Here is a 20,683-nt window from a genome sequence, read left to right on the forward strand (position 1 = left end):
TTGTTTTAGCATTTAAGCGCAGGTAGCGCTTCTTCGAACTCAATCTCTGTCGGATATTCTCCGTTAAAGCATGCGAGGCAGTGTCCTCTATTGGGAGCCGAATCCGTGCGGCCAATTGCATCGATCATTCCTTCAATAGACAAGAACGACAGCGAATCAGCTTCAATGATTTGACGAATTTCCTCTACGGATTTGGTCGATGCAATCAGTTCCTCACGCGCCGAGGTGTCAATGCCGTAAAAGCAAGAATTCATAACAGGCGGAGAGCTGATACGCACATGTACTTCTTTGGCGCCAGCCTCACGCAGCATGCGGACGATCCGATTACTCGTTGTTCCGCGAACAATGGAGTCGTCAATCATCACGACACGCTTGCCTTCCACTACCTTGCGAACCGCAGACAGCTTGAGATAGACAGCGCGCTCACGCAGCTCCTGACTCGGCTGAATGAAGGTACGTCCGACATAGCGGTTTTTGATCAAGCCGATTTCGTACGGAATTCCGGTCGCTTCCGCAAATCCGATAGCAGCAGAAATACTCGAATCCGGTACACCTGTGACGACATCAGCATCAATCGCGGATTCCAATGCCAGCTGCTTGCCCAAACGTTTGCGCGCCATGTGGACGTTGATTCCGTCGATGTCACTGTCCGGTCGGGCAAAATAAATGTATTCAAACGTACAAATCGAACGCTGTGTCGTTTCCGTATACTTGCTTTCGGTAATGCCATCCTTGTCGATGACGATCAGCTCACCCGGTTGCACATCACGCCAATACTGCGCGCCGATAATATCAAATGCACAGGTCTCGGACGCGACAGTGATCGCATCTCCGAGGCGTCCCAAGGACAGCGGACGCAAGCCATTCGGATCGAGGGCGATCACAAGCTGATTCTCGTTCATGACGAGAAGGGCATACGCCCCCTTGATGTATTGCAGAGCGTCCTTTACCGCTCCTGGCAAATCCTTGCACTCAGAGCGGGCGATCAGATGTGCGATCACCTCCGTGTCGCTGGTCGTCTGAAAAATGGAGCCCTTTGCTTCCAGTTCTTTTCTAAGCACAGCGGCATTTACGAGATTCCCGTTGTGGGCAACTGCCATACTGCCTTGTGCATAGCGGAAAAAGAGCGGTTGGGCGTTTTCAATCTTACTCGAACCAGCAGTCGTATAACGGGTATGACCAATTGCGATATGACCGCTGAACTTCTCCAGATCGCCCTTGCCAAAAGCCTCTGACACAAGACCCATTCCGCGGTGCTTATACCATTTCTCGCCGTCAGAGGCGCAGATACCTGCGCTCTCCTGACCGCGATGCTGAAGGGCGTGCAGACCCAGATAGGTCAATTGGGATGCTTCTTTGTGGTTGTAGATGCCAAAAACGCCGCATTCTTCATTCAATTTGTCCCAGATTAACCGATCAAACATGGAATCGCATCCTTCCAGGCTGCTTTCACCTCTTGAGTCGAAGCGTTGATTGCTTCTGTACCGTTCACGTTCACTACCAGACGATCACCGCCGACCGTACCGATGTTTTCAGCAGGTACGCCAAGTTCACCTGCCAATGCGAGAATCGCCGCCGCTTGCTCTCTAGAAGCACTGAGCAAGATGCGAGATTGAGATTCACTGAACAAGAGCACATCAGTACGCAGCTCGGACGTAAGAGTCACCTGCGCACCGACTCCTTTGCCGAAGCAAGATTCAGCCAGCGCGACAACCAGACCACCTTCGGACAGATCGTGTGCGGAGTTCACCAGACCTTGGCGAATCGCTGTGAGAATCAGCTTTTGTACTGCCGCTTCCTTGGTCAGATCGATTTGTGGAGGACGTCCGGAAATGCTGCCCGTAGCCATCTTTTGATACTCACTGCCGCCCAGCTCAGCGAAGGTCTCGCCCAACAGAATGATCGCGTCGCCTTCGTTTTTGAAATCCTGAGTCGTAATATGGTCAACATCAGTGATCAAGCCGACCATTCCCACCGTTGGGGTTGGATAGATCGCATCACCGCTGCGTTCATTGTAAAAAGATACGTTTCCGCCGATGACCGGAGCATCGAGTGCTACGCACGCTTCGCTCATGCCCTCGCACGATTTTTCAAATTGCCAGAACACCTCAGGCTTTTCCGGACTTCCGAAGTTCAGGCAGTCCGTAATCGCCAGCGGCTCTGCACCGGAGCAGACCACGTTGCGCGCAGATTCTGCAACCGCAATGGCACCGCCCACTTTTGGATCGAGGTACACATAGCGACCGTTGCAATCTGTACTCATAGCAAGAGCCTTGCGAGTACCGCGCACCATGACAACAGCAGCGTCAGAACCAGGCTTTACAGCTGTGTTTGCACGCACGATATGATCATATTGCTCATATACCCACGCTTTATTCGCCACGGTTGGCTGAGCCAGCAAGCTTTTCAGCGTACCATTCAGATCTTTCGGTTCTTGGATGGCTGCCAGCACATCTACATTCGCGTTTGCTTCGTAGTAAGCAGGCACCGCAGATGGACGGTGGTACACAGGCGCGTCGTCAGCCAAGCTGTCTACTGGCACCTCTGCTACTACCTCACCTTGGTGCAACAAGCGTAGCTTGCTGTCTTCGGTTACTTTGCCCACGACAGCGGACGCCAAACCCCATTTGTCAAAAATTGCAATCGCTTCTGCCTCTTTGCCTTTTTCCACGACGACGAGCATACGCTCCTGAGACTCAGACAGCATCATTTCGTATGCAGACATGCCAGCTTCGCGCTGTGGCACGAGGTCCAGATTCATTTCGATACCATTGCCCGCCTTAGACGCCATCTCGGAGCTGGAGCTGGTCAAACCAGCCGCTCCCATGTCCTGAATTCCGACAACGATACCCGTGTCGATCAGCTCCAGGCACGCTTCCAGCAGGAGCTTTTCCATGAATGGATCGCCGACTTGTACGGCCGGGCGTTTTTTCTCGGACTCTTCCGTGAGCTCTTCGGATGCGAAGGTCGCCCCGTGAATACCGTCACGCCCCGTGCTTGCGCCAACGTAGATAACAGGGTTGCCGATACCGGACGCTACCCCTTTTTGAATCTTTTCGTGGTCGATCAAGCCGACACACATAGCGTTGACTAGTGGGTTTCCTTCATACGTAGGGTCGAAATTCACTTCTCCACCTACAGTAGGAATCCCGATGCAGTTCCCGTAGCCTGCGATACCTGCTACGACGTTTTCGAACAAATATTTGACGCGAGGAGATTTTAGCTCCCCGAATCGAAGCGAGTTGAGCAGCGCAATCGGACGCGCACCCATCGAGAATACGTCACGGATGATACCGCCCACTCCAGTCGCGGCCCCTTGGTACGGCTCGATCGCAGATGGATGGTTATGGCTTTCGATTTTGAAAACAACCGCCTGATTGTCACCGATGTCGACAATACCCGCACCTTCCCCCGGTCCTTGCAAAACGCGAGGTCCTTTTGTCGGGAAACGACGTAGGACAGGCTTGGAGTTTTTGTAGGAGCAGTGCTCCGACCACATAACACTGTAGAGACCAGTCTCGGTCCAGTTCGGCTTGCGGCCGAGAATTTCTACGACACGCTGATATTCTTCGTCAGTCAGACCGATTTCTTTGTACAGTTTTTGATCGGCAATTTGTTCGGCTGTCGGTTCTTTATGCGTGAGTTGTGGCACTGTTCTGTTCCCTCCAAGTCTTCAGGATCGAGGTAAACATGCGGCGTCCGTCATCGGAAGTCATCCAAGAGTGGACGGCACGCTCCGGGTGAGGCATCATGCCAAGTACGTTTCCACGTTCGTTACAAATGCCTGCGATGTCTTCCAGTGAACCATTCGGATTCTCGCCATGATAGCGGAAAACGATCTGCTTGTTCGCTTTAAGCTTCGCTAGCGTTTCTTCATCACAGAAGTAGTTTCCTTCGCCGTGCGCGATTGGAATTTGGATGACTTCCCCTGCCGCGAAATCACGGGTAAAAGAAGTATCGTTGTTTTCCACACGCAATTCGGACAGCTTGCAACGGAATTTCAGTGAACGGTTGCGCAAGAGTGCTCCTGGCAACAGCCCAACTTCGGTCAGGATCTGGAAGCCATTGCAGATTCCCATGATCAGCTTGCCTTCTTCTGCTGCCTTCACCACTTGCTCCATGACGGGTGAAAAACGAGCGACTGCACCACAGCGCAGATAATCTCCATAAGAGAATCCACCTGGCAAGAGAATTGCATCATATTTAGAAAGATCTGTATCGGAATGCCATACGTAATCCACAGGCACTCCCATTACGTCTTCAACTGCGTTAAACAAATCAACGTCGGCGTTCGAGCCTGGAAAGACGATAACGGCTACTCGCATGTCCTTAGCCCTCCACGATATCAAAGCGATAGTCTTCTACCACCGTATTGGCCAATAGCTTTTCGCACATTTCACGTACACGCTCTTCGGCTTGCGCACGGTCAGAAGTGTTCAATTCCAGCTCCATGTACTTCCCGATGCGCGCATTGTTTACTTCATCAAAACCCAAGGTGTGCAGAGCACCTTTTACAGCGTGTCCTTGCGGGTCCAAAACACTCTCGCGCAATGTTACATAAACAACAGCTTTAAACATGTACGTCTCCTCCTAGTCTCGTAAGCATTTCTTTGTAAGCTTCCTCCACATTGCCCAAATCGCGGCGGAAGCGGTCTTTGTCGAGCTTTTCATTCGTTACCGAATCCCAGAAACGACATGTATCCGGGGATATTTCATCGGCGAGGAGAATCTCCCCGTCCGCTGTTTTTCCGAATTCCAGTTTGAAATCGACCAAGGTAATGTTGCGCTCGCGCAAGTAAGGCACGAGGACCTCGTTTACAGCAAGACCCATGCGCTCCAATGTCGCTTGGTCACTCTCGCTCGCAACCCCCAACACTTTGATATGGGAGGCATTCACCAATGGATCTCCCAGTGCGTCATCCTTGTAGTAAAACTCGACAACGGGCTGCGGAAGCACAGTTCCCTCTTCCATGCCAAGACGTTTGGCCAATGAGCCTGCTGCGATATTGCGAACAACTACCTCCAAAGGGATAATCTCCACTTTGCGAACAACTTGCTCTGTGGCGGACAGCAGACGGACAAAATGGTTGTCGATGCCCCGCTCCTTCAGCATGGTGAAAAAGATTGCCGTAATACGGTTGTTCAGCTCACCTTTTCCGGTGATTTGCGCCCGTTTCTCTCCATTGAATGCTGTTGCGTCGTCTTTGTACTCTACCCAGTACTGATCAGGCAATGATGTCCGATAAATACGTTTCGCCTTACCTTCGTAGAGTTGTTCCTGTTTTTCCACCGTAGGAGTCACCTTCCCAGTCAAAAAGGTTGAGTTTCGGTTAATTCACGAACGTTTCAACTACATTAAAACACAAACATACGCATTTATCAACGAAAAATGCTGGAATAGACTTCGACAAACGTTCGGGATTTACATTACATTCTTCTTCTCAACCTCACTAACATTCGCAAACTCATTATCCAAACTACCTCATATGCACATAGAGCCTACCCACGGAGCAGGCTCTTTTCTTTTGTTTATGATAAAATTGTCAGTGGTACAACCAATACGTGAAAGAAGGAATTTCAGATGTTTCCATTTGAAGTGTCTTTTCCTACCAAAATTTACTTTGGCATAGGCGAACTGGAACGTTTGGGCCAAGAAGCAAAATCGATAGGCCAAAAAGCATTGCTCGTCACAGGTGGCAATGCGGCCAAACGTACTGGTCTATTAGAACGCGCCAAGGCTCTATTGCAGGAAGCCCAAGTGGCGTATCTTGTTTTTGACAAAATCGAACCGAATCCGCGTACGGCAACGGTTGATGCTGGAGCTACTCTTGCTCGTGAGCATCAGTGTGACTTCATTCTGGCTATCGGTGGCGGCTCCGTAATGGATGCCTCCAAAGCGATTGCGGCGGCAGCCGTTTCCGGACGCCCTATTTACGATTACATGCGGGGAAATCCGAGCGGTTCTGGTCAATTACTGGTACCCGTTCAGGAAGCACTGCCGATCATGACCGTCCCGACAGTAGCCGCTACTGGTTCGGAAGCAAACCATATCAGCGTCCTGACTCATTGGGACACGCATGAAAAATCTTCGATCAACGGTCCAGCACTTTACCCGAAGATTGCCATTCTTGACCCGTCTGTCACCTTTACCGTTCCGGCTCGCGTCACAGCAGAGTCTTGCGCCGATATCTTTTCCCATCTGTTTGAAAACTATTTGATCAGCGCGGAAGGGACCCACGTTCAGGACGGGATTTCCGAAACACTCATTCGACTCGTCGTCGAGCACTCCATCACAGCGATCCAGCAACCAGACCATGCAGAAGCACGATCTACCCTTTTGTGGGCGAGCACGCTGGGCATCAGTCCCTTCGCTGCGGGCGGTCGTGGTGCTGGTATGCCGTTGCACGGAATTGAACACCCGCTGAGCGGAATCTACGATATGGCTCACGGTCGTGGACTAGCGATCCTGTCCCTTCCTTATTTTGAACAGGTGATTTTGCAAGACCGTCCAGAGAGACTAGCCCGTATGGGACGTCATTGTTTTGGTGTTACGATGGAGAACGAGGGCGAAGCAGCACGAGCAACGATTGAAGCCGTGCGCCGTTGGTATGAGCGCATGGGAATCACAGAACGTCTGTCTGACTTCGGTGTGACCCAACAATCGCTGGCCCAAATGGCTGAAGAAGCAGTTCGCATCGGCGGACGCGGAATCGGGTATCTGCCTAGCTCACGAAAATTGAATGAATCCGATGTAATCGCGATCTACGAGGCTTGCTTATAATGGAAGCATCAAACACACTGGCGAGCCTACGCTCAGTTATGTAATAATACAAATTAATCATTAATCAAAATTATTTTACTACGGAGGTTACCACCATGGCAGATCCACGCATTAATGAACTGGCAAGCCGTCTCGTCCGTTACTCGCTTAATTTGCAAAAAGGCGAAAAAGTTCTGATCGAAAATACAGGCCTGCAACCTGAACTCGTTCGTGCACTTGTGCGTGAATCATTTGCAGTTGGGGCTCTGCCTTTGGTCACCTTGAAAGACCAGGAAGTCATGCGTGCACTCTATCAAGGCACGAGCGAAGAACATATGGCTCTGATGGCAAAATACGAGTATGACCGGATGAAGGACATGGACGCTTACATCGCCATCCGGGCTTACGACAACATCAACGAGTATGCCGACGTACCGGAAGACAAAATGGGCATTTACGCGCGCGTCCTGTATCAACCTGTACATACGAACGAGCGTGTTCCGAACAAACGCTGGGTTGTACTGCGCTACCCAAACAAGTCGATGGCGCAGCTGTCCAAAATGAGTCTCGAGGGCTTTGAGGACTTCTACTTCTCCGTCTGCAATCTGGACTACGCAAAAATGTCCGCTGCCATGACTCCGTTGAAAGAGCTGATGGAGCGCACCGATCGTGTACGCATCGTCGGTCCAAAAACAGACCTGCGTTTCTCCATTAAAGGAATCAATGCCATCAAGTGTGACGGCAAACGCAATATCCCGGATGGCGAAGTATACACCGCTCCTGTGCGCGATTCCGTGGAAGGAACGATTTTCTACAACGCGGCATCGATCTATAACGGCATTACCTTCAATGATGTGCAATTCACTTTCAAAGAAGGCAAGATCGTGGAAGCGACCAGCTCCAATACAAAAGCATTGAATGATATCCTCGACACGGACGAGGGCGCACGCTATATCGGAGAATTTGCGATCGGATTTAACCCGCACATCCTCCACCCGATGCTGGACATCCTGTTTGACGAGAAAATCGCGGGCAGCTTCCACTTCACGCCAGGGAATGCTTACACAGTAGCTGACAACGGCAACCGCTCCTCCATTCACTGGGACTTGGTCCAAATCCAACGCCCTGAGTACGGCGGCGGCGAAATCTACTTTGACGATGTGCTGATCAGAAAAGATGGGCGCTTTGTGTTGCCAGAGCTGGAAGGCTTGAACCCGGAGAATTTGATTTAAATGCAATGAATGAAAAAATGGGTTAGGGAATGAGGTTCCCTAGCCCATTTTCCATTGTTCAGAGAAAATAAAGTATCGCACATTCGAGACAATAGTTCTCTCCAGATTTAGTGAGCTATAGTATTCGCCTTTGTGCTCAAAGTTTTCTCTATCGTTGATAGCTACTTCTAACGTCCTCTTATTCACGAACCAACATTATTTTTCATTCTGAAGAATCTTTCTGTATTCAACACCGTGAATATGCATAAGTATTTTTCTCTTTTCTAATACCTCAAAAAAATTCAACATATCACCAAACGGATTTTCAAAATGTTGAATTAAGTGTTTAAAATTCTCGGTTGATTTCAAGAAGTCATAAAAAAAGTAGGGATCAACATTTCCAATATCGTCTGTATTCCCGAGAGAAACCTCCAATTTTTGTCCAGTGTCTAAATTCTCAAACATGCAATGTTCTCCATGAACATCAAAGTACCAATTACCGGTTAAATGTTCTTCATCGTTTAGTAATTCCGCATTTGAAATTAAGTAGTAACTTCCTTTTATTATCTCTGATTTTTCAGGCTGATTCGTTTCCAATATTAATTTGTCGATGAGTTCTTGCGCAATTACTTTATAAGCGTCCATTGCTGCCAATAATTCATCTACCGTTTCTTTCGTAAGCGAGTTCATACATTACCGACCTCTATGCTATTTATATTTTTCAGATAAAATTGCCAGCGCTTAGGCTTGCTCTAAAATCACGCCTTCCAATGTTAACTTTAGTGCAGACCATTCAGTCGCAAGCAAAACCAAATCAAGCTAACGCTCGCAGTATATCATCGATTTTTTTGCCGTTGGAAATAATTCCGTTATTCATCCAAGTTAGAAAATCAACCTCGTAAACGCGGTTGTTTCGTACAGCAGGCAGATCACGCCACTCTGGCTGCTCCAGCAGTTCCCTCTCCTTTCCTTCTGCCTGACTATGCCACTTATCGAAAGTAATGAACAGATGATCCGCGGTTAACGTACGCAGGTCCTCTACAGAGAGATTGAACATGCCCTGCCTATTCGCTTTTGAAGCTACACCTACTGCGGAATGGGAGCGCAAGCCAACATCGCCATAGAGAACAGTCGAAACAAACCCTTGCCCTTCTCCCGCATATTGGATGATATGGTCCGCCGAGATACGCAAAAAAGCGACCGTTTCACCTTTCATAACCTGACTCAGCGTATGACTCGTGCTCCGTGCTTTGAAATCATACTTTGCGATAGCATCGTCGGCCAACTCCGTCCGACCGAAATAATCGGCGACGGTACGCAGCAGCGTACGCCAATTACTTGTCTGCTCACGCAGGATGCACGTGTTGGATATGCGTCGGCACTGAGAATATTGTAGTTGCTCGTAACGATCTATAAGCAATATCAAATCCGGCTTATAACCGGAAAGCGCGTCAAAGTTGCCTCCGTTCTCGTCGAACGTCGGAATATGGTTTAAGCCTAGATAGTCTTGTTTTCCCCATTTCGCATGCCAATACTGGGCGATAGGCTGCATATCCAGCGCGACTATGAAATCCTCCAAATACGGCGCTACTACTCTAAGCTGTCCCTTGCGGCTGCGACGGTATTGTCCGGGCGATATGCCTACCGTCTGCTTGAAACGACGATTGAAATAATATTCATTGTTGAAACCTGCATTCAGCGCAATATCGAGCAGCTTGTCATCGGCGCTTGCCAGCCACTTCTTGGCTTGATTAATCCGTACTTCATTCAAGTACTGAAGCGGTACTTGACCCGTAGCCTCTTTGAACAGACGGGTATACTTCCAGCGATCAATGCCTGCGAGGGAGGACAGCTCCTCCAAGTTCAGAAGCTCACGGTAATACTGATGAATATGCCGTATGCTAAGCTCTACCCCATTCCGCTCGATATCCGTTCCCTTATCCTCGGCTGCAGGTGCATTTTGGCGGAATAGAAAGAGCAGCAGCTCTTGAAATCTCACAAATCGTTGGAACAGCTCGAGCTCGTCGCTCGCCCCGCGGAGTCCATATAACTCATCAAGCAGCTCCATCGTCTTCGCGAAGGGTGCGCAGGCAAGCTCTTGCTTATCCGGCAGCAAGCTCGAAGCTGCTTCATCGCCGCTCGTTACGAAGCACACTCGGTAATAGCTGCAGCTCATAACCTCTTGATCAACATATAAAGATCTTCCTGGCCCCTGCAAATAGCATTTTCCTTGTCCCGTCCCGCTCATTATAATGAGCAGTTCAAAGCTTTCCGTATCGTTTCTATCGCTGCCGTCCAAATCACTCATTTCTGCTTGCTCGCCCGCAACGACTAAGCGGATCGATCGCAGCGCATATTGGACTAAAGGAGCAGTCCCAGCTTGTTTGCGCTGTTCAATATCCATCGTTACTATCAACCGCCTTTTAATTGATATTCATTCTCAATGGATATAGTGTAAATCAAATCGAGCCACCCATCAACCTTCGTTGAAAAGTGGCTCTTTCTTAATTATGGCGATGAGTCTCGCCAATGAACGTAATCACTCTTATTTCCTGCTAAGAAGCCAGTAATCGAAGTAAATCATCCATCTTCAACCCGTTGGCCGTAATGGCTCCCGTCTGCCAATATGATCTCTCTACGGGATATACATGGCCGTTCTTAAATGCAGGAACGGTCTGCCATAACGGATCTGCCTTCATTTCCTCAAGTGCTTTCATGTTGCTCTCATCCTCCCACGTCCCGTTGGACGGAAGCAAAATAATATGGTCCGCGTCAAGCTCCGGAATGACCTCCTTCGACAAGACGATATTGCCCTTCGTCATCGCCTCGGCGAACCCTGGCGCCTTCAGCCCAAGATCCTCATACAAGATTTGTCCGACAAACGTGTTATGAATGCCAAAAATATTAATCGATTTATCTACGACGTTCATCCGCAGAACAACAAGCTTCTCATCGCCGATCGCCGCGTTCAGCTTCGCCTTCACATCGACAATACGGGCTTCGTAATCGGCAAGCACCTGCTCCGCCTTGTCGCTGAGACCAAGCAATTCGGCGATTAAGGTCAATGTTTTGCGCGAATCCGCAAGTACGTCGTCCGGCAAGCGGAACGTCGGCGCAACCTTGGAATAGAGCGCGTATTGTGCTGCATCGACCTCTCCGGCGCCAATGATCAAGTCCGGCTCGGACACAAGCATGGCTTCGATGCTGCCGGTCACGTCGAACAACGGCACTTCCAGCTTCAAATAATCCTGCTTGCCCCACATTGGGTTATAATATTGCACAATAGGCGTTACCCCAAGCGCAACCAAATAATCTTCACGATAAAGAGCTGAGATTCGCTTTGGATTTGTCGGAATCTCTACCTCTCCGAAGCCATCGGTTACGACGCGCGTTTCCGTCCGAGGCGGAGCTTCGCTTGGCGCTGCCGTTGCCTGTGCAGGCTGATCGGTAGTCACCGTGGCCACAGCTTGATCGCCTGTCCAGCCGCAACCTGTCACCGTAATCATTGCTGCCGTTATAAGCGATATCCATCCTGTTTTCATAAATCCCGATCTTGCCATGATTAAAATCACTCCAATAAGTTTTATACTTTGTAACAAAACAACCCTTCGATTTATAATGATAATCATTATCATTTTACTTGAGTAAATTTTACCCCAAATTGGATTGCATGCTCAATACACATTCTCTACGACCAGCTTTATACAAACTCGTCACTTCCTGACTAACGAAAAACAATAAAAAAAGGAGCCTCGCATAAGAGGCCCTATCCACCTGCACTGTCTATGAGGTATGCTGAATCAGCTCGGGAAGCATTCGGAGCAGCCGCCGATCATATGCGCATCCCTTTTTCTGACTCATCTTTAACGTCTCTGAACCCGAATAATAAAACAAGAGATATCCTCATTAATCCTACCAAATTTTACGGGTTTCTTTCACCGGTGAATCTCTGTTATTCTAGGTCATGCCAAACAAAACAGCCGAAACTTCCTCTCGAATGGAAGTGCGGGGGATCTTTTTTACTTGCAGATGAGAGATCTGCATGGGGTGAATCGCCAAAGTGCGTAGGGTTGTTTCCTCAATCCGAATCCGTCAACTAACCTCGTAGGCCAAAAAAAGGAGACGATGTGAATATGAAACGCCTCGGTACTATTGCAATCGCGACATTGGGATTGGGATTTGTTCTCTCCGGCTTTTCTAACACAGCTTCTGCCGCTACCACATGTCCGCAATACGGGTATCAACCATATATGCAACCTGTCCAACCGCAAATGCAAGCACCTTACGCAGCACCAGCGAATCAACAGCAGCCAGCTCAACAGCCAGTAAAACAAGCTCACCAACAAGTGGATGCTTCCTCTGTTGGGAAGCAAGTAACCGATTTGGTAAACCAAGAGCGTGCAAAAGCAGGTCTGAAGCCAGTGGAACTGGATGCTTCCCTGAACAAAGTTGCACAAGCAAAAGCGGCTGATATGTCCAACAACAACTACTTTGACCATACAAGCCCTACGTATGGCTCTCCATTTGACATGATGAAACAATTCGGAGTATCTTCTATGACCGCGGGTGAGAACATCGCCATGGGTCAACGCACCGCTGAGGAAGTCATGAACCAATGGATGAACAGTGAAGGACACCGTCAAAACATCATGAATCCTTCCTTCACCAAAATCGGTGTAGGCTTTGTGAATGGATACTGGGTACAAGAATTCATCGGATAAAGAAATTGGATATAAATGCCGAGTCCTCTAGCGGGGACCCGGCTTTCTTGTTTTTTCCCAGCCTTGTCTGGAGTGGCCTTTGAACATCTATCAATCTCCGTGAAAAGCCAACAGCTAGCTTTATACGCTTTATTCAGATTTACTTCCCATTTCTAGTTCGTTTGTCTTTTCTTCATCCACCGATTCCGCACCTTCTCGAATTTTTTCTACAACTTCTTCAGATTTGAGTTGCTTGTGTGAAGGAAGTTCTAAAGATGTAGAAGCACGTCGATCGAGCCACAAGCTTTCCTCACCTTCCCTATCAGTTGCAACGAAAATAAACCCACCTGAATAACTAAAGTACTTCATGTTTACATTTTCCCCGAGCGTATTTTTCATGTTCTTGTAAAGGTCAAACAACTCAGGGCCACTTTTTTCACCACCAGCCATGATTGGCTCTGTATCTGTTGCTAAAACTATACCTTTTACTTCATCCCCTTCCATAATGAAGGAAAGCTTTTCATCCGTTGAAGATAGTAGTCCTTGCATATTCGTATCGTTGTATTTACGTATTTTATCCGCTTCTGGTAAAACAGCTCCCTGAATTGAAAAATCCGAAAGGGTTACATTACTACTCCATTTGCTTAAGGGTTTGTTCCCTTGGTTACGTGCCTGTTCCATCTTTACATATGCGTTTAGCGCTTCCTTATCCCCTTGGTTAATGGCCCCAGCCCAAGTAGCCAATGATATTCCAGCAACAATTACCGCACCTATCAATGTCCATGTGTATTTATTCATAACTACCCCCCAAAAATTATTCATCTTTTGCATATGGTTTAGTTATAGGAATATCATACCAAAATTTGGATACCCATGAGAATTGTTCTTTGGCATCATTTCATCCACACGGCAACCTGACCTCAAAGCATGTTCGAATCAAATCACTTTGGACAGAAATCGTTCCCCGATGCTTCTCGACGATATTTTTAGCAATAAACAGGCCGAGTCCTGTTCCTCCCCCTTGATGCGTTCGCGCTTTGTCACCCGTAAAAAACATTTCAAAAATATGCGGCAGCGCCTCCTCAGGTATCTGGTCGCCGTAATTCATGATTTGTACAACCACTTCATCGCCCTCATGATAAGCGTTCAAATCGATAAATTGACCATCGCCCCCGTAGCGTATCGCGTTGGTCAGGATGTTCTCAAATACGCGTGCCAGCAGCTCCCCATCTCCCACGATCACTAATTGGGCAGCAACCGTACACCTCCCGACGAGCTCATTTTTCTCAAAGGAAGGATACAGCTCTTCATTTAACTGGACTAGCAATTCACTCAAATCAATGACCTTTTGCTCGATGTTGACCATGCCGTAATTCATTCTCGTAATTTCGAAGAGCTCATCGATCAGCTTTTCCAATCGTTGTGACTTGGTAAAAGCAATCGTCGCATAATGCCGCATTTGTTGTTGTGGCATCTGCTCGTCTCGTAAAACTAAATCTAAATAACCCAGAACAGATGTCAGTGGTGTACGCAAATCATGCGCCAGATTCAAAACAAGCTGATCCTTGCTGTTTTCGGCGAAATCTCCTCTTTCTACCGCCTTTTGCAGCATTTCGCTTGCTGTATTAATATCCTTGGCGATTTCTGCAAACTCATCATTGGATGGAATATGGACATGCCGTGTAAAGTCTCCACTCGCGAGATAATGAATGCCCGTAGAAATCTCCCGAAAGTAGCCAGCATACCGTTTGGTTAGAAGATAGAAAAACAAGATCGCAATGGGAGCAAAGACAATCAAAAAGAAATTGATATCCCCCATCTCCCTGATGAAATAACGAACCTGGGCGAGCGGATCTTCGTACTTAACCCCCACCCGATAGTAAAACTGGAGTACTTTATAGAGCAGATAGGTTACGATACCGGCCAGAAGCATGCCAAACCCAAGAAGCCCAAGCATTTTGAAACGAAAGCTATGTCTCCCCTTCGCCATGGAAAAAATAAACCACTCCCTATACTCGTTTTCGTCCAAAGATCAATCATGATAGACTCTTTTAACCCGTTCTCCCACACGGCTTACCAGCTCGTTCGTAATGGTTTTACACTGTTGGGCCATTTCCTCGGCAGTGATACCCTCTTCTAGATCTCTGCCGATAAAGGTCACAACATCTCCTCTTCGCACCTCTTCCATATCTGTAATATCTACAATAAGTTGATCCATGCAGACAAAGCCAATAATCGGTCGCCTTTTTCCCCTGATCAAGCAGGTAGCGTCCGCTTGAGACAGCATGCGAGGAAGCCCATCTGCATATCCGATAGATACGATGGCAATCGTGCTGTCTTTCTGCGCTGTGTGGGCGCGTCCATAGCCCACGGAGGCTCCTTTTTCCACCTGTTTCACCTGCACAACTCTGGCTTTTAGTGATAGCACAGGTCGTAGGTCGACGCTTGTTTTTACCTTATCTCCCTGCTTGCTCAACATCCCGTAGAGAGCGATCCCCATTCGAGCATAATCGTATTGCAGCTCCCCGTAATTCAGCACGCCGTAACTGCTTTGGACGTGCAGCTTCTGTGGATTGATCCCCTTTTCTTTCAGCTGATCGATTACGTTTTGGAAACAGGCGATTTGATTTTTCGTGTATGCGATATCCGAAGCTTCCAAACTGTCAGCCACACTCAGATGCGTAAAGGTACCGCCTACCTGCAAATGCTTATATCGATACATGGACGCGATTTTTTCCGTGTGTTCCCAAGATTCCCCGAGTCTCCCCATCCCCGTGTCGATCTTGATATGAACAGGGATTTTCACGTTGTAGCCATTCAGTTTTTTGGCATATTCATCATCTACTACGGTTTGCGTCAGTTTGAAACGGGCGATTTGGCGTATACGATGCTCATCGGTATAGCCAAGCACGAGAATCTCCCCTTTTACGCCCTTCTTCCGGAGCTCGATTCCTTCATCGATTGTGGCAACAGCGAAGTGATCCACCCCGAGCTTGTTTAAATACCTCGCGACTTGCCATCCGCCGTGACCGTATGCCTGCGCCTTCACGACTGCCATCACCGCACAATCCTTGGGGAGAACTCGCTGGATTTCCCTGAGATTATGTTGGAGATGCGGGAGATGGATGTCAGCCCATGCTCGCTCGCTTTGATCCGGTTTCCCACCTCGAAATCGCTGGATCACCTTCATCGACAGCACAGAAAGAACAAACGACAGCACCGTGACCAGCGTAAAATGAACCAAGCTGTTTTCAACAAGCAGCTGTGTCAGTCCCGTTACTTTGGCCGCTCCGCGAATGAGCACAATACACAAGGGATGCAGGACATAGACATACAAACTCAGCTTCCGTAATGTTGGACGATTTCTGCCTTTCCAAAACAGCAGAAGTTGAAAAAGAAAATACATGCACGGTATCAAAAAAATATACATACTGTCATGGCGTTGGAGCTGATAAGCGTGCAAGAGCAAGCCTTCCATGACCAGCATGCTTCCGAACAATCCAAGTCCGATGGCATACGGTGCGACTTTTTTCTTTTTCCGTCTGCGATTATTGGCAATCATCCCTCCCATGACTACAAAAACCGGGGCAAAAAATATACCGTTCCGCGTGTAATCAAACAAGGTAAACATCGATTGATAGATGCTATCCACATACGGATTCATCTGTGCAAATCCAAAGTAGCTGTCTCCCAATAACCCGATGACATACAGCAGCATGGTCACCCAAAACGTTTTCCATGCGGATAGTCTGGTATACAAAAAAGTACTGATACACACCCCAAGCATGATGGCAGGGAAATACCACAGATGATACAGGGTCCCGTTAAAAAGGAGGTCTTTTACCACCGAAAACACGGTCAATTGTTCCGTAAAATACCCTGCGTACACATTCACCGGAAGATAGAGAAGGATCGAAAGCAAATATAGCTTTCCTACTTTCCATAAAAACTGCTTCAGCAAATACGCATTTCTGCTGTGATCTGTACCAAGCTTTTGCATGAAGAAAAATCCTGTGCACATAAAGAAAAATGGAACTGCCACCCTGGCTATTATCCGTGTCAGTGTAAAATCAGCCCATTCGCTTGTGGATAGCAGTGGAGAAGTATGAATGGCGATAACAAGAATCGCTGCCATGATTCGGAATCGATCCAGCCCGCCATACTGCTTTTCACTACCCGCGTTCATTACGTGCCTCCTGATGAAACACCGTAATGATAAATCCATCTACGTTGTTGCCCGATATTTCGTAGCTCTCACCGGCCACAACCGGGATGTGCGTAACAGTATCGGTAGCTTTTACATAGTAGATTTCAATACTCTCCTCATCCACTAGCAAATGTTCCTGATGGAATTCATAGTTTTTCACGTACTCGATATACTCTTCCAAACAGAGCTGGAGCTTTTCCATTAAAACAGCATGCGGATAGCCCACATACCGAAAATGCCAAGGCTCATCCGAAATCCCCGTCAGCTGTTCCTTGTCTTTGTCGTAGCGTTTGATAAACCCAAATTGACTGGCACGTTGGCGAAACAATCGGCATACGCCATGATCGGGAAAAGAAGGGCATATAAAATCGATCTCTTCCTTCTTTTCCCCTACATCAATCGCAAGCCCGGTCTGATGCTCACTTTCATTCGGACGTGCGACAAATTTACTGGTAAACTCCTGTCCATTTTCGAGCAAGGATTGATCGTAAATATCCTTTTGTTCCGCCTTGCTGCGAAAGCCGCTGACTGGCACGATTGTCTGCTGTGCTTTGCAGGCTTTCAGCAGCTTGGCAAGCATCTTCGAAGCCGTGTTTTCCAGCATCATATTGTTGTGTGTTCCATCAATCAGCCGCATGCGGTTTAGTAGGATGCTGTCATTTGTTTGCCAGCGGATCGGGTACTGGCGATTCACCAAAATCAGATGGCCGTGATGCAGATTTTCGCTGTTTAAAGAAATCGTAGAGACGTGAAGTTGTGTCATCGATTATTCCTCCTCCAACGCTAGCATGATTAACGTATCAAGAAGCTCTTTATAGGAAATCCCCGCTACACGCAGCATGCTTGGATATCTGCTTTTCGAGGTAAAGCCGGGGATTGTATTCACTTCGTTAAACACAATGTCTCCGTCTGGAGTGACGAACATATCCACGCGAGCAAAACCGCGGCAGCCTAAAACCTGATAGAGATGGATGGCTGTTTGCTTGATTTTTGCAGCGAGTTCTTCGTCAATTCTTGCCGGGACATGGATGTGGGCAGTCTCCAATGAATACTTTTCTGTGTAATTGAAAAAGCCTTGGAGCAACTCGATCTCATCCACTTCTCCCACAAGGACCTCACGATTTCCTAGTACCGCACAGCCTACCTCAAATCCCACGATGTTTTCCTCGATGACTACTTTGTCATCATGCAAAAGGGCGTTTTCTATACCGAAAACTAATTCCTGCGTGTTGTATGCTTTTGTAATCCCAATCGAAGACCCTGCCTTTGCAGGTTTGACATACAAAGGGAATCCCAGTTCTTCGGTGGCAGATTCAACCGTTGCAAGAGCAGTATTTTGATAAAAGGTAACGGATCTTGGCGTTTTGATACCGGAGCTTTCCGCCAACGTGTGGGCGATATCCTTATCCATACAAATCGCAGATGATAGCGTGTGACAACCGACAAAAGGAATTCCAGCGAGCTCCAATAGCCCTTGCACCGTTCCATCCTCTCCGTTTTTGCCATGCAAAATCGGGAACACCACATCAACCTTCGTGATCGTCATGGCACCGTTCTCCTGTGTAACAATTCCCCGCATCTGTCTGCAAGGAGAGAGAAAGGCAGGCACACACTTCTCACTTTGATGCCAACTGTCATTCCGAATGCTTTCGATGTTGCCGGTATAACGCAGCCATTGCCCTTCCCTCGTAATTCCTAGCAAAATCACCTCGTACTTTTCCAGACACAAACTTTCCAGCACCGAACTCGTAGATTTAAGAGATACTTCATACTCCGAGGAACATCCCCCAAACAAAATCGCGACAGTCAATTTCTTCATTAGATTCACTTCCCCTTTTCTTTAGTTCACGTAGCTCGTTACAATCACGCCGCCTATGTTGTCACCCGAAATCTCATAGTTGCTCGAAATCGGTACTTTGATCGTCATCTCTTGATCGACAGGGTAGTAGTTAATTTCGTAGATCTTCCCATCATTTGTCACGGAGATGCTTCTTTTGTCTTTTAGATAGTCCAAGTATTCTTCCAGCGAAAAGTTACTCTCCTTCATGATCGCGCTATGCGGCAAGCCGACATATCGGAAATGCCAAGGCTCAAATACCGTTCCAGTAATGGCTACCTTGTCTTTCGGGTAGCGCAAAATAAAACCATATTTCCAAGAATGATCTTCCAGCCACTTGCCTTCAGGGGCGTGCTCCATTTTCATTTGCGTCGATCCAATATCCAGCGCGGAACCTACATTGTGTTCGCTATAACCGCTTGGCATCGCGATCGCTGGCCCCATTTCTTCATACAGCTTCTCTTGTTCTTCCATACTTCGATAACCGCTGTTCAGGATAAAGTGACTCACGTTATCTTGTTGCGCAGCTTTGACCATCTCCAAGAATATTTTGGCTACACGCTCCGACACTTCGAGTCTATGATCGAGCAAAGTATAGCCTTGTAACAGTTCTTCATGCTTAGACAACCGAACCACATCGTTTTTTACCCCTGCTTCATGAACCGGATAGTCTTTATTGACCAAGAGAAGGTCTCCCTGATTAATTTGATCTTTTGTTATTTGTATCGATTGGTACTCCACACCGGTAGCCTCTCCCACTGTTTCGATATGTCCGCCAACATTAGGTGGTCCATCTGTTATTTTTTGAAAAACGATATATCCAAACAGCGATAAAATGACAAGCCAAAAAACCCTCTTTTTCATTCACAGCTTCCTCCTTCACTTACACATGTAGGATAGGGAAAACTGTTAAAATAAAAAGTAGGATAAATCTAAAATAATTTTAAAGATGTCCAATCATTTTCATAAAGTTGCTTAGCTGGATAGTGAGGAGGTCAGCAGCATCGCATGAATAAAACAGACCGTTTGTTGGCGATCGTTCTGGAGCTACAGCGAAAAGGAACGTTTCGCGCAGAAGATTTAGCCGCGACCTTCGAGACGAGCGTCCGGACGATTTATCGTGATATGCAAGCATTGAGTGAAGCAGGCGTCCCCATCGTTGGGGCACCAGGTCAGGGCTACTCGTTAATGGAAGGGTATTTTCTTCCACCCGTCAGCTTTTCGGTAGAAGAAGCCGTTGCACTCTTGATCGGAGCAGACTTGGTCGAGCAAGCATTTGACCAAAACTTTGGCAATAGCGCAAGAGCTGTACAGCGCAAAGTAGAATCGATCCTGTCAGCGGATGTAGGCGAACAAGCCAGCCGTATCCGTTCAACCTTTCGCCTCATAAGCCCCAGAGCAAACAATCTGCGCGAGCAGGAAAAAGCCCATGCGCAACTCCTCCACGATGCGATCATCAATAAGCGAAAGGTGCGGTTCCGCTATCGGAGAGGCACGCCTGGGAAGGGTGACGATCGTGAAACGGTGCGTGACGTTGCTCCATATGGACTGGTGCTGGTTCAGAGTTCTTGGATACTGCTCGCTCATTGCGACCTGCGACAGGATATTCGTCGATTCCGCCTGTCACGCATGAGCGGCCTGATCGTATTGGAAGACCGCTTTATCCTCCCTGACCATTTCCATTTTGATGATTACAAACCTCCCGACGATCGGTCTCTAGAGGTGCAGATCGTCATCAGCGCAGCTATCGCTGATCGAGTCAAAGAATCGGGCTATTTTTTTATAGAAGAAATTACGGAGCATCTAGAAGGCTTTCTCGTCAGATTGAGGGTCAGACAAATCGAAGAAATCTTGTCTTGGGTACTTGGGTTGGGAGCAGATGCGGTTGTTCTTACGCCTGAATCGTTGCGTAGCCGAATGCGCGAAGAAGCCAAAAAATTATTCGAACGCTACTGACATACTGCTGTC

The 20,683-nt window shown here is 47.9% G+C and carries 18 protein-coding genes and 1 riboswitch; of the genes, 4 read left to right on the forward strand and 14 right to left on the reverse strand.

Going from position 1 to position 20,683, the window contains the following annotated elements:
* Positions 1 to 5: 5 nt before the first annotated feature.
* Genes purF through purC form a run of 5 tightly spaced genes read right to left on the reverse strand, consistent with a single transcriptional unit; the run spans position 6 to position 5,290 of the window.
* Positions 6 to 1,424 (reverse strand): amidophosphoribosyltransferase, encoded by a 1,419-nt coding sequence (purF, locus tag E8L90_RS19950; RefSeq protein WP_137030965.1) that lies wholly within the window; start codon positions 1,422 to 1,424, stop codon positions 6 to 8.
* Positions 1,409 to 3,652 (reverse strand): phosphoribosylformylglycinamidine synthase subunit PurL, encoded by a 2,244-nt coding sequence (gene purL, locus E8L90_RS19955; protein ID WP_137030966.1) that lies wholly within the window; start codon positions 3,650 to 3,652, stop codon positions 1,409 to 1,411. The genes purF and purL overlap by 16 nt, the downstream gene beginning before the upstream one ends.
* Complete coding sequence (gene purQ, locus E8L90_RS19960) at positions 3,633 to 4,325, reverse strand: phosphoribosylformylglycinamidine synthase subunit PurQ (RefSeq protein ID WP_137030967.1); 693 nt, start codon at positions 4,323 to 4,325, stop codon at positions 3,633 to 3,635. Before purQ ends, purL begins: the two co-directional genes overlap by 20 nt.
* Positions 4,326 to 4,329: 4 nt before the next feature.
* Positions 4,330 to 4,578, reverse strand: coding sequence for a phosphoribosylformylglycinamidine synthase subunit PurS (gene purS, locus E8L90_RS19965; protein ID WP_007717324.1), 249 nt, complete (start codon positions 4,576 to 4,578; stop codon positions 4,330 to 4,332).
* Positions 4,571 to 5,290, reverse strand: coding sequence for a phosphoribosylaminoimidazolesuccinocarboxamide synthase (gene purC, locus E8L90_RS19970; protein ID WP_137030968.1), 720 nt, complete (start codon positions 5,288 to 5,290; stop codon positions 4,571 to 4,573). Before purC ends, purS begins: the two co-directional genes overlap by 8 nt.
* 291 nt (positions 5,291 to 5,581) lie before the next feature.
* Between purC and E8L90_RS19975 the strand changes: the two genes are divergently transcribed.
* A complete protein-coding gene (locus E8L90_RS19975) occupies positions 5,582 to 6,781 on the forward strand; it encodes an iron-containing alcohol dehydrogenase (RefSeq protein WP_137030969.1) in 1,200 nt (399 codons plus the stop codon).
* Between the two features lie 95 nt (positions 6,782 to 6,876).
* A complete protein-coding gene (locus E8L90_RS19980; RefSeq protein ID WP_137030970.1) occupies positions 6,877 to 7,992 on the forward strand; it encodes an aminopeptidase in 1,116 nt (371 codons plus the stop codon).
* A gap of 195 nt (positions 7,993 to 8,187) precedes the next feature.
* Here E8L90_RS19980 and E8L90_RS19985 read toward each other — a convergent pair whose 3' ends face one another.
* The 3 genes from E8L90_RS19985 to E8L90_RS19995 form a co-directional block, all read right to left on the reverse strand.
* Complete coding sequence (locus tag E8L90_RS19985; protein WP_137030971.1) at positions 8,188 to 8,661, reverse strand: DUF6896 domain-containing protein; 474 nt, start codon at positions 8,659 to 8,661, stop codon at positions 8,188 to 8,190.
* Positions 8,662 to 8,785: 124 nt separating this feature from the next.
* A complete protein-coding gene (locus E8L90_RS19990) occupies positions 8,786 to 10,375 on the reverse strand; it encodes a helix-turn-helix domain-containing protein (protein WP_137030972.1) in 1,590 nt (529 codons plus the stop codon).
* Between the two features lie 151 nt (positions 10,376 to 10,526).
* Positions 10,527 to 11,531: an ABC transporter substrate-binding protein gene (locus E8L90_RS19995; RefSeq protein ID WP_137030973.1), complete on the reverse strand. Its 1,005-nt coding sequence runs from the start codon at positions 11,529 to 11,531 to the stop codon at positions 10,527 to 10,529.
* A 408-nt stretch (positions 11,532 to 11,939) separates the two neighbouring features.
* A riboswitch (cyclic di-AMP (ydaO/yuaA leader) is annotated at positions 11,940 to 12,097 on the forward strand.
* 7 nt (positions 12,098 to 12,104) lie between these two features.
* Between E8L90_RS19995 and E8L90_RS20000 the strand changes: the two genes are divergently transcribed.
* Positions 12,105 to 12,692 (forward strand): CAP domain-containing protein, encoded by a 588-nt coding sequence (locus E8L90_RS20000; RefSeq protein WP_137030974.1) that lies wholly within the window; start codon positions 12,105 to 12,107, stop codon positions 12,690 to 12,692.
* A 129-nt stretch (positions 12,693 to 12,821) separates the two neighbouring features.
* On the opposite strand, the gene E8L90_RS20005 is transcribed toward E8L90_RS20000, so the two are convergent.
* The 6 genes from E8L90_RS20005 to E8L90_RS20030 form a co-directional block, all read right to left on the reverse strand.
* The gene (locus E8L90_RS20005; RefSeq protein ID WP_137030975.1) at positions 12,822 to 13,469 is read right to left on the reverse strand and encodes a hypothetical protein; all 648 of its coding nucleotides are present in this window, start codon (positions 13,467 to 13,469) and stop codon (positions 12,822 to 12,824) included.
* 100 nt (positions 13,470 to 13,569) lie between these two features.
* Positions 13,570 to 14,661 (reverse strand): sensor histidine kinase, encoded by a 1,092-nt coding sequence (locus E8L90_RS20010; protein WP_137030976.1) that lies wholly within the window; start codon positions 14,659 to 14,661, stop codon positions 13,570 to 13,572.
* 42 nt (positions 14,662 to 14,703) lie between these two features.
* The gene (vanT, locus tag E8L90_RS20015) at positions 14,704 to 16,857 is read right to left on the reverse strand and encodes a serine racemase VanT catalytic subunit (RefSeq protein ID WP_137030977.1); all 2,154 of its coding nucleotides are present in this window, start codon (positions 16,855 to 16,857) and stop codon (positions 14,704 to 14,706) included.
* On the reverse strand, positions 16,844 to 17,641 hold the full coding sequence (locus E8L90_RS20020) for a M15 family metallopeptidase (RefSeq protein ID WP_137030978.1): 798 nt from the start codon (positions 17,639 to 17,641) through the stop codon (positions 16,844 to 16,846). Before E8L90_RS20020 ends, vanT begins: the two co-directional genes overlap by 14 nt.
* 3 nt (positions 17,642 to 17,644) lie before the next feature.
* Positions 17,645 to 18,697, reverse strand: a complete 1,053-nt coding sequence (vanG, locus tag E8L90_RS20025; RefSeq protein ID WP_137030979.1) for a D-alanine--D-serine ligase VanG — start codon at positions 18,695 to 18,697, stop codon at positions 17,645 to 17,647.
* A 21-nt stretch (positions 18,698 to 18,718) separates the two neighbouring features.
* Positions 18,719 to 19,579 (reverse strand): M15 family metallopeptidase, encoded by an 861-nt coding sequence (locus tag E8L90_RS20030; RefSeq protein ID WP_137030980.1) that lies wholly within the window; start codon positions 19,577 to 19,579, stop codon positions 18,719 to 18,721.
* A 144-nt stretch (positions 19,580 to 19,723) separates the two neighbouring features.
* On the opposite strand from E8L90_RS20030, the gene E8L90_RS20035 reads away from it, so the two are divergent.
* A complete protein-coding gene (locus tag E8L90_RS20035) occupies positions 19,724 to 20,671 on the forward strand; it encodes a helix-turn-helix transcriptional regulator (protein ID WP_137030981.1) in 948 nt (315 codons plus the stop codon).
* Positions 20,672 to 20,683: the final 12 nt, after the last annotated feature.

It is taken from the genome of Brevibacillus antibioticus, from assembly GCF_005217615.1.
Taxonomy (GTDB): domain Bacteria; phylum Bacillota; class Bacilli; order Brevibacillales; family Brevibacillaceae; genus Brevibacillus; species Brevibacillus antibioticus.